The organism is Saccharothrix coeruleofusca, from assembly GCF_017876325.1.
Lineage (GTDB): Bacteria > Actinomycetota > Actinomycetes > Mycobacteriales > Pseudonocardiaceae > Actinosynnema > Actinosynnema coeruleofuscum.
The window spans coordinates 3,120,620-3,134,361 of sequence record NZ_JAGINV010000001.1 but is presented as its reverse complement, the minus strand read 5'-3'; the positions used below and the strand labels follow the sequence as shown (position 1 = coordinate 3,134,361).

At 74.1% G+C, this 13,742-nt stretch carries 14 protein-coding genes; 3 read left to right on the top strand and 11 right to left on the bottom strand.

Going from position 1 to position 13,742, the window contains the following annotated elements; translation table 11 throughout:
- Position 1: 1 nt before the first annotated feature.
- Genes JOF41_RS38255 through JOF41_RS14210 form a run of 11 tightly spaced genes read right to left on the bottom strand, consistent with a single transcriptional unit; the run spans position 2 to position 11,942 of the window.
- Positions 2 to 823 (bottom strand): EamA family transporter, encoded by an 822-nt coding sequence (locus JOF41_RS38255; RefSeq protein WP_209619434.1) that lies wholly within the window; start codon positions 821 to 823, stop codon positions 2 to 4.
- Entirely contained in the window at positions 820 to 2,313 is a 1,494-nt protein-coding gene (locus JOF41_RS14255) for an AMP-binding protein (RefSeq protein WP_189226742.1), read from the bottom strand. The genes JOF41_RS38255 and JOF41_RS14255 overlap by 4 nt, the downstream gene beginning before the upstream one ends.
- Positions 2,310 to 2,906, bottom strand: coding sequence for a 4'-phosphopantetheinyl transferase family protein (locus tag JOF41_RS14250; RefSeq protein WP_209619431.1), 597 nt, complete (start codon positions 2,904 to 2,906; stop codon positions 2,310 to 2,312). Before JOF41_RS14250 ends, JOF41_RS14255 begins: the two co-directional genes overlap by 4 nt.
- Positions 2,903 to 3,940, bottom strand: a complete 1,038-nt coding sequence (locus JOF41_RS14245) for an acyl-CoA dehydrogenase family protein (RefSeq protein WP_229796229.1) — start codon at positions 3,938 to 3,940, stop codon at positions 2,903 to 2,905. The genes JOF41_RS14250 and JOF41_RS14245 overlap by 4 nt, the downstream gene beginning before the upstream one ends.
- Positions 3,921 to 5,099 carry an acyl-CoA dehydrogenase family protein gene (locus tag JOF41_RS14240; protein WP_209619428.1) on the bottom strand — a complete coding sequence of 393 codons (1,179 nt, stop codon included), beginning with the start codon at positions 5,097 to 5,099 and terminating at the stop codon, positions 3,921 to 3,923. Before JOF41_RS14240 ends, JOF41_RS14245 begins: the two co-directional genes overlap by 20 nt.
- On the bottom strand, positions 5,096 to 6,370 hold the full coding sequence (locus tag JOF41_RS14235) for a type III PLP-dependent enzyme domain-containing protein (protein WP_189226744.1): 1,275 nt from the start codon (positions 6,368 to 6,370) through the stop codon (positions 5,096 to 5,098). Before JOF41_RS14235 ends, JOF41_RS14240 begins: the two co-directional genes overlap by 4 nt.
- Positions 6,363 to 7,859 (bottom strand): class I adenylate-forming enzyme family protein, encoded by a 1,497-nt coding sequence (locus JOF41_RS14230; protein WP_189226745.1) that lies wholly within the window; start codon positions 7,857 to 7,859, stop codon positions 6,363 to 6,365. The genes JOF41_RS14235 and JOF41_RS14230 overlap by 8 nt, the downstream gene beginning before the upstream one ends.
- A 3-nt stretch (positions 7,860 to 7,862) precedes the next feature.
- A complete protein-coding gene (locus tag JOF41_RS14225) occupies positions 7,863 to 8,093 on the bottom strand; it encodes a phosphopantetheine-binding protein (RefSeq protein ID WP_189226746.1) in 231 nt (76 codons plus the stop codon).
- Positions 8,090 to 8,992, bottom strand: coding sequence for a hypothetical protein (locus JOF41_RS14220; protein ID WP_209619426.1), 903 nt, complete (start codon positions 8,990 to 8,992; stop codon positions 8,090 to 8,092). Before JOF41_RS14220 ends, JOF41_RS14225 begins: the two co-directional genes overlap by 4 nt.
- A complete protein-coding gene (locus tag JOF41_RS14215; RefSeq protein ID WP_209619423.1) occupies positions 8,989 to 10,311 on the bottom strand; it encodes a TrpB-like pyridoxal phosphate-dependent enzyme in 1,323 nt (440 codons plus the stop codon). The genes JOF41_RS14220 and JOF41_RS14215 overlap by 4 nt, the downstream gene beginning before the upstream one ends.
- On the bottom strand, positions 10,308 to 11,942 hold the full coding sequence (locus tag JOF41_RS14210) for a glutamate-5-semialdehyde dehydrogenase (protein ID WP_209619420.1): 1,635 nt from the start codon (positions 11,940 to 11,942) through the stop codon (positions 10,308 to 10,310). The genes JOF41_RS14215 and JOF41_RS14210 overlap by 4 nt, the downstream gene beginning before the upstream one ends.
- A 215-nt stretch (positions 11,943 to 12,157) precedes the next feature.
- Here JOF41_RS14210 and JOF41_RS14205 point away from each other — a divergent pair, with 215 nt between their 5' ends.
- The 3 genes from JOF41_RS14205 to JOF41_RS14195 are packed head-to-tail and all read left to right on the top strand — an operon-like array spanning position 12,158 to position 13,710.
- Positions 12,158 to 12,652: a flavin reductase family protein gene (locus JOF41_RS14205; RefSeq protein WP_189226749.1), complete on the top strand. Its 495-nt coding sequence runs from the start codon at positions 12,158 to 12,160 to the stop codon at positions 12,650 to 12,652.
- A gap of 57 nt (positions 12,653 to 12,709) precedes the next feature.
- On the top strand, positions 12,710 to 13,393 hold the full coding sequence (locus JOF41_RS14200) for an AzlC family ABC transporter permease (RefSeq protein WP_189226750.1): 684 nt from the start codon (positions 12,710 to 12,712) through the stop codon (positions 13,391 to 13,393).
- Positions 13,390 to 13,710 carry an AzlD domain-containing protein gene (locus tag JOF41_RS14195; RefSeq protein ID WP_189226751.1) on the top strand — a complete coding sequence of 107 codons (321 nt, stop codon included), beginning with the start codon at positions 13,390 to 13,392 and terminating at the stop codon, positions 13,708 to 13,710. The genes JOF41_RS14200 and JOF41_RS14195 overlap by 4 nt, the downstream gene beginning before the upstream one ends.
- Positions 13,711 to 13,742: the final 32 nt, after the last annotated feature.

Below are 13,742 nucleotides of genomic sequence, written 5' to 3'. Positions count from 1 at the left end.
GTCAGGTCCGGTCGCGGGCAACAAGTGCGCGCGCGGCGGTACCGCGGTGGGCGATCCGGACGCCGAGCAGCACCAGCGCGCAACCCGCCCACTGCCACGCCGTCGGGTGCCCGTCCAGCACGACCGCGGCCAGCAGCACCGCCGCCACCGGCTGGAGCAGCAGGGTCAGCGACGTGACCGCAGGCGGCAGGCGGGGCATGGACCGCGAGATCAGCAGCCAGCCCACGACCTGCCCGGTCACCGCGACCGCCGCCAGCCAGCCGTGCGCGGACCAGCGCGGTGCGAAGTCCATCTGGCGCACCAGCACGCCCGTCAACGCCGTGCAGACCGCCGCGGCCCCCGCGGCGACCGCCAACGGGGTCGCCGACAGCGCGGGGTCGCCGCTGACCTCCCCGAGCGCCAGCAGGAAGCCCGCGTAGGCCGCCGCGGCGGCCAGCGCCCACAGCACCCCCGCGACCGAGACCCGACCCCCGCCACCGGACACCAGCGCCACCCCCAGCAGCACCACCAGCACCACCTGGAGGTTGACCAGCACCGTGGAGACATCCGCGCCCAGAGCGGCTATCGCGAAGTGCCAGCACACCAGGTCGACGGCGAAGAGCACACCGGCCAGCACCGCCAGGCGCGTCCGGAGCAGAGGCCACCCGCGGCGCTCGGTCCAGGCCAGCGCCGCCAGGAACGGCAGCGCGTAAGCGCAGCGGAAGACGGCCGCGGTGATCGGACCGGCGCCGCTGAGCTCGACCAGCGCCGTGGAGGAGGCGATGCAGGCCGCGCCCGCCGCCGCGGCCGAGGGCGCGCCGAACCGGGCGTTCGGCTCGCTCACCGGCTGCGGGCCAGCCGCTTGCGGTCCACCTTCCCGTTGCCGTTCAACGGCAGCTCGCTGATCCAGCGGTACTCGCGGGGCACCATGTAGCGCGGCAGCCGAGCGCCGACCAGTTCGGCCAGCTGGCCGGGGGGTACCCGCTGCCCGGTGTAGACCGCGCGCAGGTCGCTGTCGCCGTCGAAGACCACCACCGCGTCCTCGACGACGGGGTGCTCGCGCAGCAGCGCTTCGATCTCGCCCAGCTCCACCCGGTAGCCGTGGATCTTGACCTGGCTGTCCAGCCTGCCCATGTGCAGCAGGCCGTGCTCGTCGTCCGCGCGCACCCGGTCGCCGGTGCGGTACCAGTGCTCGGTGGTCACCGCTCGCCCGCCCTCGTGGACCCTGGCCACCGCACCGGGTTCCCAGGCCAGGAAGCGCCCCGCGTTGTCAGCGGGGTCCAGGTAGCCCGCGAATCGCTGCGGACCGCGCACGCACAGCTCGCCCTCGTTCGCGGGCCTGCCGTCCTCGCCGAGCACCACGTGCTCCAGGTGGGGGTACGCCCACCCGATCGGGACGGTCTGGTTGGCAGTGCTGGGCCAGTGGTCGGCGTTCTCGGGCAGTCGGTAGCCGGTGCACGTGATGGTCAGCTCGGTGGGGCCGTAGATGTTCTCCACCGCGCTGCCGGGCGCGGCGGCCCGCCAGGCCCGCGCCTGCTGGAGGGTCAGCTGCTCGCCTGCGAACAGGCTCAGCCGCAGGCTCGGCATGGCCCCCTCGGGCAGCCTGCGCATCCGCCGGGCCAGCGAGATCACCGACGGCACCGAGAACCAGTGCGTGATCCCGCGCGCGCTGACGAAGCCCACCGGGTCGAACACCTCCTCCCGACTGGGCACCACCAGCGTCGCGCCGGAGCTCCAGGCCAGGAACATGTCGAACACCGACGGGTCGAAGGTGAGGTCGAAGGTCTGCGACAGCAGGCAGCCCGGTCCCAGCCGGTAGCGCGCCAGGTTGTGCTCCAGGTAGGCCGACAGGTTGCGGTTGGTGATGGGTACGCCCTTCGGCGCACCGGTCGAGCCCGAGGTGAACAGCACGTAGGCGGTGTCGTCGGGCAGGCCCGCGTACGGCGGCACCGGTCCCGGCTGGACTGCCTCGCCCTGGCGCAGCACGGTCCACGGGCCCGGCGGCGGTTGGGCGCCGTCCTGGACCACGACCACGTCCAGCCTCGCCAGGCGGGACGTGGTGGCGTTGCGGGAGTCCGGGAAGGCCGGGTTCAACGGCACGACCGTCGCGCCCAGCCGCAGCGCGGCCAGGTAGCCCAAGTAGGCCAGCGGCTGCCGGGCGGCCAGCAGGCCGACGGTGCGCGGCGGGCGGCCGTGCGCGCCGACCAGTTCCGCGGCCGTGCGCTCCACCGCCCGGCGCAGCCGCGCGTAGGTGAAGGCGGTTCCGCCCACGACCAGGGCGGTCCGCTCGGGGTGCCGCCGCGCGGCGGCGTCGACCAGTTCGAATGGCGTCATCTCCGCATCCCTTCTTCCGCTGGTGGTCCGAACGCGCACGACACCGGGGCGGCCCACCGGTCCGGCCAGCTCACCCAGCGCAGCCCGCGCCACCGCCCGCGGTGCTGCCCCGGCGCCACGGGCACCGTCCACGGTCGTCCGGCCAGTCCCAGGCCCAGCGCCTTGACGCAGGCCTCCTGCACCGTCCAGATCCGGGTGAACTCGCGCGCCCGCCGGTCGGCGGGCAGCCGGTCCAGCACCGCCACCGCGTCGGGGGCGCAGCACCGCCGCAGCACCGCGCGGTCGACCGGCGCGGGGCGTTCGACGTCCACACCGACCGGGCACCCCAGTCCGATGGCGGCGGCGACCAGGCCGCTGGAGTGCGAGACGGAGATGCCCACTTCGGGTCGGTCCGGCAGGTGCGGACGCCCGGACGGCTCGACGGCGATGGCGTCGTCGCCCCGACCGGTGTGCCTGCGCAGCAGCCCGCGCAGCAGGGCGCGACCGGCCAGGTGCTCACGCGCCCGCCACGGCGGCATCCCCTCCGCGGAGTCCAGACCGGACGGCGGGAGGTCGTCCAGCCGGCCGACCGCCACCCGCGTCCACCCGGTCACGGCAGCGGCTCCAGGAGTTGACGGGTGTGGGCGGCGATACCGCCGAGCATGGTGTCCGTGGTGCCTCCCGCCACGCCCCACATCGCCGCGGCGGCGCGCAGCTCGTGCAGCCCACCGGTGCCGAACGCCTCGGCCCCCCGCAGGGCGGCGCACTCGGCCAGCACCTCGTCCACCGCCTCGGCCGCCGACGCCTTCACCACCATGGCGTGCGCGGCGTCCTCGGCTGTCCGGCACAGCGCGTCCAGCCTTCGCTGCACCAGCACGCAGCGCGCGAACCGCCGACGGACGACCTCGTCGTCCCACAGCGGCGCTCCGCCTCGCCGCGCCCCGGCCAGGTGGCGGTAGGTCTCGACGAGCACGCGGCGCAGCAGCGCCGCCGCCCACGCCCCGCCCACCAGGCGTTCGGCGATCATGCCGTGCGCGAACCGGGCCAGGCCCTGGCCAGGGCGGCCGACCAGGTGGGCCGCGTCCAACCGGACCTGGTCCAACCGCACGGAACCGATGCCCGAGCCGTCGAACAGCCGAGTGGTCGCGGCCTCGGTGGAGACGCCGGGGGCGTTCGCGGGCACCAGCACCGTGGTGAAGCTGGTGAAGTGCTCGCCCGGCCGGTGCCGGGCGAGCACCAGGAAGTGGTCGGCGCGGGTGGCGTTGGTGATCCACCGCTTGCCCCCGTCCACCACCACCCGGTCGCCGTCGATCCGCACCGAGGTGCCCAGCGCGGTGAGGTCGGACCCCGCGGCGGCGTCGTCGGTGGCGGCCAGCGCGACCACCGCCTCGCCGCGCAGCGCGGATTCGGCAACCGCGCGCGCCACCTCGCCGCTGCCCGCATCCAGCAGGGCGGGCAGCGCGGAGGAGATCTGCACGCACACGCCGAGCGCCACGCCCAGCGAGCACCGCGCGTCGACCTCCAGCATGAGCTCGCGCGCCCGCGTCAGGTCGACCCGCACGCGGCTGCCGCTGTCCCGGTACAGCTCGCGCAGCGCGCCGCGCTCACCGAGGGCGCGCCAGATCCCCTCAGCGCAGGTGCCGGGCAAAGCGCACCTCCTGGTCCATCAGCACCAGGGCGCCGTCGGCCGCGCGCAGCCGGTCGTTGCTGTAGTTCAGCGGTGCGGACCGCAGGTCGCGCAGCGCGCGTTCCAGCGCCAGCGGCGAGTTCCTCAGGTAACCGTGCCGCATGCCCACCAGCTCGACCAGGTCCTCGACCGCGGCGACGCACTGCTCCGACGCGGTCAGCTTGACCGCGTTGAGCAGCAGCTGCACGGGGTGCGACGCCGGGTCGGCGCCGCTCGCCAGCACCGAGACGGCGTGCTGGATCAGCGAGTGCACGCCGTCCAGCCGCTCGCGGACCCGTGAGAGCCGGTGCAGCAGCAGGTCCGAGCCCAGGTCCCGGCGCTTGCGCTCAGCGGGTTCGCGCAGCATCCGCACCGTGCGCGCCAGCGCGCCCGAGGCCGCGCCCAGCCAGCACGCCGCCCACCCCAGGTGCGCGTACGGCGCGAAGCACAGCACCGCCATCTCCGGGAACTTCCCGTGTTCGCCCACCACCTGGTCGGCGGGCACATCACCGGTGATGCGCATCGGCACGCTGTGCGTGGCGCGCATCCCCAGCGGGTTCCAGCCGCCCTCGGCGGTCAGCTCGACCTGGTCGCGATCGGCGTAGACCAGGGAGACCTGGCCGGGGGACACCGCGCCGGGCCGTCGCATGGTGATCAGGAACCCGTCCGCGTGCAGGCCACCGGTCACGACGGGGGCGAACCGGTCGACGTGCAGCACGTCCCGGTCGGCGCTCAGCTCCGCGCCGGAGGACAGCAGGTGCCCGCCCGTGCCCGCCTCGGTGGTCACCGACGCCAGGTAGACCTCGCCGCGGGCGACGCCTGGCAGGACGTTCCGCGCCAGTCCGGGGCCCGCGAACCGGGCCAGCGTCGCCACCTGCTGGCAGTGCATGGTGAAGATCATCCCGACGGACGTGCAGTCGCGGGACAGCGCGGAGCTGACCCGCACCACGTCGGCGGTCGTGCCCCCCGCCCCGCCGTGCTCGACCGGAACCGCGAGGCCCAGCAGTCCGGTCTCCCGCATCGCGGTCAGCGCCTCCACCGGGAAGCGGGCCAGCTCGTCGGTCTCGGCCGCGTGCCGCGCGGCGACTTCCCGCACCACGGCGACCTGGTGGTCCACGTCGTGCGGCGTTGTCAGGGTCATGACAGATCACCCGCCATCGCGAAGGGTTGGGGGAGTGCGGCGGCCAGCCGCTCGCGCCGCACCGCCAAGCGGGTGCTCTCCAGCACCCGGCCGCCGTCCACGACGACCTCGGCGGGCATGGGGTGGCCCAGGAACAGCGCCAGGCTGGCGGACAGGCCGTAGGCGCCCACGTTGGGCACCACGGCGACCTCACCGGGGCGGAAGTCGGGCACCGCTGCCGACCGGGTCCAGCTGTCCAGCGGCGTGCACAGCGGTCCGACGGCCAGCGCGCCGTCCTCGCCCGCCGCCGCCCCGGTGACACCCGGTCGGTTCGGGTCGACCAGGTCCGGTGAGATGACCGGGACCCGGCGCAGGCCCGACATGCCGCCCAGGTGGTTGATGCCGGACTCGAACACGACGATCCGCTTGCCGTGCGACCACTTGACCTCCAGCGCCCTGGTCACCAACCTGCCGCAGGTGGAGGTGAGGTAGCGGCCGGACTCGAAGACCACCTCGGGCGCACCGCCGCGCCAGCCGGGGAAGTCCCGGTCCAGCAGCGCCGCCACCCGCGCGGCCAGGGTGGGGAACCGGGGCAGCTCGCCCGCGTGCGCGTACGGCGCGCCGAACCCGCCGCCGAGGTCGAGTGTGCGGAAGGACGTGCCCAACCGGTCGCGCAGCCGCGCGGCCACCCCGATCGCGATGGTGAACTGCTCAACCAGGTGGTCCTCGTCGGTCATGTTGGTGGCCATGTAGAGGTGCAGCCCCACCAGGTCCAGGTTCGCGCGGCCGGTGAACGCCCGCGGCCTGCCCGCCACCCAGTCGACGTCCGCGCCGAACTGCGAGGGCACCCCCGTCATCGCCAGGCCCACGCCCGGCACCGGCTCGTTGGCGTTGACCCGGAGCAGGTACCGCAACCGCACGCCGTGCTCGCCCGCGATCCCGTCGAGCTGGTCCAGCGAGCGGGGCGAGTCCGCGGAGAACTCGCGCACCCCCAGGGCCACGGCGCGACGCACGTCCTCGTCGCGCTTGGCGGGGCCGGTGTAGAGCACCTCCGCGGCGGGGAAGCCCGCGTCCAGCGCGGCGCGCAGCTCGCCGGGCGAGCTGACCTCGGCCCGGCAGCCCCGGTCTCGCAGGCAGCCCAGCAGCGCGGGGTGCGGGTTGGCCTTGAGCGAGTAGTACAACCCGCTGGGGCGAGGCAGCGCGCGGCGCAGCAGTTCGTGCGACCGGCGCACCTCGGCCAGGTCGTACACGTAGGCGGGGGTGTCGAGCGCGGCCAGGTCGATCTCAGGCATCGGTGCTCTCCCTCAGCAGCGCCAGCAGCGCCTTCTTGTCGGTCTTGCCGTTGGCGTTCACCGGCAGCGCGTCGAGCACCAGGCACCGCGCGGGCACCTTGAAGTCCTCCAGCCGCGCCGCCAGCAGGCGCAGCACCTGACCCGGCTCCACCGTCGCGGCGACGACCAGGACCGCGTGGTCCCGCTCCGGTGCGGGCGGCAGCACGGCCGCGGCGTCCACGCCGTCCAACCCGCGCGCCGCCGCCTCCACCTCCACCGCGCTGACCCGGAAGCCCTGCTGCTTGTAGACGTCGTCGCGCCTGCCCAGGAAGTGCAGGTGGCCGTCCTCGTCCAGCCAGCCGTAGTCACCGCTGCGCAGCTCCGGGAACAGGCCGTCCACCAGCGGAAAGCGCTGCGCGCTCAGCTCAGGCCTGCGCCAGTAGCCCGCCATCACGTGCGGGCCGCGCACGGTGAGCTCGCCCGGCTCACCGTCGGGCAGGCGGTTGCCTCGCTCGTCGACGGTGAAGACCTCGGTGCCCGGCAGCGGTCTGCCGACCGCGTCGGGGCGCGCCAAGTCCTCGTCCGGGTCCATGATGGACACCCGCTTGCACTCGGTGAGGCCGAACATCAACTGCACCCGCAGGCGCGGAAGCAGTGCGCGCAGGCCTCGCAGCACGTCACGCGACACCGCGGCCCCGGTGTTGGTCATCAGCCGCAGCGGGGCGGTCCGCGAGGGATCGCGCCGCAGCAGCCGCAGCAGCGCCGCCGCGACCGGCGGCACCGCGGGCAGCACGGTGGCCCGCACCCGCGCCAGGTTCGAGACCAGGCTGGGACCTGCCTCCGCGGCGTCGCCGACCACCACGTGCGATCCGCCGAGGACGCCGAGGAACAGTTGGTAGAGGCCGTAGTCGAAGGACAGCGGCAGCGGGCAGTAGACCACGTCGTCCGGCTGGTAGCGCAGCCGCGAGTGGATCGCCTCGGCGGCGAACACGACCTGGGCGTGGGTCGACACGACCGCCTTGGGCAGCGCGGTGGTGCCGGAGGTGTAGATCAGCAGCACCGGGTCCACCGCGAGCGGGGGCACGCCACCGGCCCGCTCGCCCGTCTCGACGCCGGACCGATCGGTCAGCTCCTCCAGCGACACGACCGCGATGCCGCGCTCCCGCGCCGTCCTCCCGGCTTCGGGGTCGGCGGTGACCAGCAGACCGGGACCGCAGTCGTCCAGGATGTGCTCGAGCGCGTGGCCGCGCACCTGCTCGTGAATCACCGCCAGGGCCACGCCGACGCGCGAAGCCCCGAAGACCAGGGCGGCCAACCGCGGGTCGTTCGGCGTGCGGACGACCACGCGGTCGCCCCGCCGCAGGCCGCACCTGACCAGCTCGGCCGCCACGCCCAGGCTGAGCGAGCGCACCTGCCGGTAGTCCAGTTCCAGGCCCTTGCCGCTGAACGCGGGCGCCGCACCGCGCCGTTCGACGGCTTCGTCGAGCAGTTCGTGCACCAACCGCGCCACCGCTCACACCCCTTTCGCCGCGGTGCGCACGAACAGCGCGCACAGCGCGTCCAGGCGGTGCAGGTTGTCCGGGGTGAGCTCGGCGGCGTCGACCTCCACGCCGAGCTCCTCCTCGGTCCGCTCCACGATGGTGACCACCCGGAACGAGCTGAAGGTGGGCAGGTCGGACAGGTTGCCGGTGGCGGCCAGCGTGGCGGCGTCGACCGCCAGCACGGATGCCGCCGTGTCCCTCACGAGCTCTTCGACGCGGTGCTGGTCCACTGTGCCTCCCAAAGCGATCCGGTGGTGTCGGTGCGCAGCAGTTCGGCCAGTCGGTCGTGCAGACCCGGTGGGGCCTGCCTGCCGCGCTGGAGCCTGCGCAGCGCGATGTAGGCGCGTTCGGCCAAGTCGGACCAGCGGCGGGCGTGTTCGGCGGCCCGCGCCGCGCCCTCGGGCCGGTGATCGTCCAGCCACCGCGCGTGCAAGGCGTGCGACCTGGCCAGCAGCCACGTCTCCAGGGCCAGCGCGGTCACCGCCGCGAGCTGGTCGGGGTGGTGGCGGTAGGCCAGGGTGTAGCTCTCGACCGCGGCCCTGGTCTCGGCCGAGCGGAAGTGCTCGGCGTTGGCCGCGAGGACCCGGTCGGGCGAGGGACCGGACGGCTCCCGCGGCCACGTGCGGAAGACCCGCACGGCCAAGCCGCGCAGCGCGTCCACGGGCAGGGGCAGCCGGACCGGTCGGGCAGCGCCCCACGGGGTGTCGTTGTGGTAGGCGTCCAGCACTACCGGAACACCGTTGTCGACGTGCACGAGGAAGCTGTGCTCCATGTGCTGGCGCTGGTAGTAGGGAACCCACGGCAGTTCATGCGCGTCGGCCAGGACGTAGAGGACTCCGCGTGGGTCGTCGGTCAGGTCGGTGTCGCCGGGGAGCTCCTCCGCGGCCACGCCGAGGTGGGTGCGCGCCGCGTCGAGCCGGTGGGACGTCGTGGGTTCAACGGTCGGCAGGCCGTCCACGCGGCGCGGCCGGAAGCGCAGCGGACCGCCCAGCGCGCGATGCGCGCCCGGCCCGTGGTGCAGGTCGGCCAGCACGGCCAGGTTGACCAGTACGCAGTCGAACAGCTCGGCGGCAACGCCCGCCATGGCCCTCTCCGGCGTCACGGCGCGTCCACGAGCGCGTCGGACTCCACCCTCGGCAGACAGGCGGTCGCGGCGCGCAGGTCCTCGTCCGCGGGGCTCTCGTCCGCCAGCTCACCCGCCAGGTGCTGCTCGTAGGCCCCCAGGTCCAGGTACCCGTGCCCGCTCAGGCACACCAGCACGCCCGCGCGGGACCCGTCGCGGGCCGCCCGCGCGGCGGCCGCGAGCGCGTGCCCGGACTCCGGTGCGGGCAGGGTGGACTCGGTGGCCGCGAACAGCCGTGCCGCCTCCATCGCCGCGCGCTGGTCCACGGCGACGGCGTCGATCTGGCCGTGGTGCCGCATGGCGCTGATCAGCTTGGCCGCGCCGTGGAAGCGCAGACCCGCCGAGTGCCCGTCGGGAATCGAGTACGAGCTGCCCACGGTGTACATGGCCTCCATCGGGCCGGTGCCGGTGGCGTCGGTGTGGTCGTAGGCGTAGACGCCTCTGCTCAACTTCGGACAGCTGCTGGACTCCGCCGCCAGCAGGCGCGTGGACGCGCGTGCGCCGACTGCCTGCTCGGCGAAGAAGGGCAGCGCGATGCCGCCGAAGTTCGACCCGGCTCCCACGCAGCCCACCACGGTGTCCACTTCGGACCGCAGCTGCGTCATCGCCTCCTGACCGATCACGGTCTGGTGCAGCAGGCTGTAGGTCTCCCCGCTGCCGATGGCGAACGCGCGGCCCTCCGCGCGCCCGGCGTACTCCACAGCCTCGCCGATCGCCAGCGACAGCCCGTTGCCGCGCCGCACGTGCCTGCCCACCTCGGTGAGGTCGCTGGGGCTGCCGTGCACCCGTGCGCCCAGCACTCGCATCAGCGAGCCGCGGTAGGGCTTGCGGCGCAGGCTCTCCCCGACCATGAACACGGTGCAGCGCATGCCGAACACCCGGCAGGCGGCGGCCAGCGCGGTGCCCCACTGGCCCGCACCGGTGCCGGTCACCAGTTCCCGGACTCCCGCCAGCCGGTAGTAGTGGGCCTGCGCCAAGGCGGTGTTGAGCTTGTGGCTGCCGGAGATGTTGCCGCCCTCGTACTTGACGTGGATCGGAGCTCTGGCTCCGACGGCGCGCTCGAACGCGCGGGCACGCCACAGCGGTGTGGGTCGGTAGCGGGCGTACTGCTCGCGGACCCGCTCCGGTATCGGCCAGTGCTCGACGCCGCTGACGCTCTGCCGCACCAGCTCCAGCGGCAGGTTGACCCCGACCCCGGTGTCCGCGCCATGGCCGCGTTCGGGCAGGTGGTCCGCGGGCAGTCGGTAGCCCAGGTGCGGCAGCGCGTTGCGCCACGTGACCGGCATCTCGGTGGTCATCCGGTCGCCTCCTCGGTGCCGGTGGCGCCCGACGCGCACGCCGAGCCGACCAGGTCGACGAGGTCGCCGACGGTTTCGAAGCGGCGGCCCACGAACAGGTCGTCCGGCAGCCGCACGTCCAGCTCGTCCTCCAGGTGCACCAACATCCCGACGAAGCCGAAGGAGTTGATCCGCAGCGTGCCGCCGTTGAGCGGTTCGTCCTCCCCGATGTCCTCGGCGGACAGCGGGGAGCGGGACTCGCGCAGGACCAGTCGCCGCACCACCGCGCTCACCGCCTCCCGCGTGCTCCGCCCCACCTGCCGCGAGATCTTCACCGGCCCGCGCTGCTCGGCATCGACGGCGGCGGGCTTCCCGGCCCGGTGGTCCTCGCGCGTGGCGCCGTTGCCGTGCACCACCCAGCTGTGCGTCAGCAGGGCGTCGAGGGTGACGGGTCCGCGCACGTGGAGGCGGCCGGTGCTGATCGACAGCTCCGGCCCCAGCCCCATGGTGGGACCGTCGTCCAGCCGCAGTGATCCGTTGACCACCAGGCAGGCGGCGTCGACCCGCGCGCAGAACCGCTCCGCCACCGCGGTGTCCGCGGTGATGACCCCCTCGGTGTGCCCGGTGCCGTAGCGCCGGATGTGGCGCACGGCCTGGTCCAAGCCGTCCACCGGGCGCAGGGCCAGCGTGCGGTCCAGGAACTCGCGGCCGTTGTCGCCGTCGTCGGCCACGTCGATGTCCACGCCCGAGGCCACTGGCGCGAACCGCCGGACCTGGTCGGGCGGCAGGCGCAGCGCGAAGCGGGGGGTGCCCGGCTCGGCAGCCCGGCGCAGCAGCGCCGCCACCAGTTCACCGGCCACTTCGCCGTCGACCAGCACCGTCTCCACCGCGGTGCAGCCTGCGGGCTGGGGCAGCTTGCTGTCCAGCACCAGTTCCGCGGCCAGCTCCACATCGGCCGCGCGGTGCACGTAGAGGTGGTTGACCCCACCGCCGCTGGCGATCACCGGGATGCGTGAGTGCTCGGCGCAGTAGTCGATCAGCGTCGGGCTGCCGCGCGGGATCAGCGCGTCGATCCGGTCGTGCCGCTTGAGCAGTTCCCGCAGCAGCGACCGGTCGGGGTCGTCGAGCACGTGGGCCAATCCGGGGGGAAGTCCAGCGTCGCTCAACGCGCTCGCCACCGTCCCGGCCATGACGCCGTTGGTGCGGGCCAACTCCTTGCCGCCGCGCAGCAGGACGGCGTTGCCCGCGCTGATCGCCAGCAGGGCCGCTTCGACGGTCACCGTGGGACGTGCTTCGTAGACGGCCAGCAGCACACCCAGCGGTTTGGGCAGCCTGCGCGTCACCACACCGGATGCGCCGCGCAGCTCAGGGCCGGGGGCCAGCGCCGAGGGCAGGTGGGCCGCCACCTGCCGGGCCAGCTCGCCCAGCCAGCTCAAGTCTTCGGGGTCCAGGCGCATCCGGCCCAGCAGCGCCTCGGGGTGTCCCCGCTGCCGCGCGACGGTCAAGTCGGATTCGTTGGCGCGCAACACCTCGTCCCAGTCCCGGCACAACCGCTCATGCAGCAGCCGGGGTAGCGCGAGGTAAGCGGCATCGCCGGGGGCGGGGGCGTCGGCCAGTGCTCGGTGCGCCGAGTCCAGCATCTGTTCGATCACGGACCGGTCCTCTTCTCTGGCGCCCGCGTCGGCGCCGAAAGTCGTCCCCACGACCAAAGCGCAGCGCCGCTCGTGCGCTCAACGAGGCGGCACGTTGCTGCCACCGGAGGGCACTGGCAGGAACTGCCGGTCCGGTTGGCGCTCGGCGCGACCGAACCGCACGGTGGGGGAGCGCTGCGCCGAGCAGGGCTCGCGACGGGAGGACTGGAGCGCCGATGAACAGCCACCGCGAACAGCTCACCGCACCGCGGATCGACCAGGAGAGGCTGCGCGAAGTGCTCGGCCACTTCGCCACCGGGGTCGCCGTGGTGACCTCCGTGAGCCCCTCGGGCGATCTGGGCATGACGGTCAACTCCTTCACCAGCGTTTCCCTGTCCCCGCCACTGGTGCTGGTCTGCGCGCGCCACGAGTCCCGGACCGGTCGGGGCATCGAGGAATCCGGGGCGTTCGCGGTCAACGTCCTGTGCCGGGACCAGGAGGAGCTGTCCCGTCGGTTCTGCGGCCCCGCGGAGCACCGATTCGACGGCGTGCCGGTGCGCGCCGGGCGCTCCGGCGCGCCCGTCCTGCGCTCCGCGCTGGCCTACTTGGACTGCTGCCTGGAGGAGGCGGTGGAGGCAGGCGACCACCGCATCCTGATCGGACGTGTACTGGAAGCGGGTTCCAGGGGCGACGAGGAACCGCTGGTCTTCTTCCGCGGCGCCTACTGGTGAGCACCGGTGTTTCGACCCTCCAGCGCGAGGTACCCCACCGGACCGGGGAGGTGCGTGATGACGGAGCGGGCCGCCGAGCGTGAACCGCTGGGCCGGGTGGTGCGTCCCGTGGTGCCCCTGGCCGTCGCCGACTTCGCGGACGGGATGGCCTTCGGTGCACTGGCCGTGTCGATCGGCCTCGGGGTGCTGGCCCCGGTGGTCATGTCGCTGCTGGTGTTCTCCGGCAGCGCCCAGTACGGCGCGATCGCGGTGCTCGGCCACGACGGCTCGCTGTGGGCCGTGGTCGGCACCGCCGCCGCGCTCAACGCCCGCTACCTGCTGATGGGCACCACCATCGCGCCCGCGCTGACCGGATCGCCCTGGTCCAGGGTCGGTCGCGCGCTGCTGATCACCGACGGGTCGTGGGCCGTCGCGCACCGAGGTGGTGGTCGCTACGACATGCGGGTGCTCACCGTCGCGGGGCTGCTGTGCCTGTGCGGCTGGACGGCGGGCACCGCGCTGGGGGCCGTGCTGGGTGGCGCGATCGGCGACCCCGCGCGCTTCGGTCTCGACGCGGCGTACCCGGTGTTCTTCCTCGGCCTGCTGCGGTCCCAGCTGACCAGCGGACGGGCGTGGTCGCTGGCCGCGGTGGGAGTGGCGGCCGTGGCCGGACTGGCCCCCTTCACACCACCGGGCATCCCCGTGCTGCTCGCGGGCGCGGCCGGGGCGGTGGCGGGCGCGGTCCTGGGGGCGCGGCGGTGACCGGGGTGTGGTGGGTGGTCGCGGCGCTGGCGCTGACCTCGGTCGCCCTCCGCGTCGTGCTGCCGCTGGTCCTCGGTGGTCGCGAACTGCCGGGATGGCTGGGAGCGGCGCTGTTGAACGCCGGTCCGGCGCTGCTGGCCGGTCTGGTCGTCATGCTGCTGTGGCCCAGCGGTCCGCAGGTAAGCGCGTTCCGCACGCTGACCGCGCTGGCGGGTGTCAGCGTCGGCGTGGTGCTGCTGGCCGCCAAGCGCTCCATCCTCACCGCCATGGCAGGGGCCGCGCTGGTGAGCGCCCTGCTGCGGTTGCTGCTGTCCTGACGTCCCCCGACCCGACGACGCGGTCGAGCTCC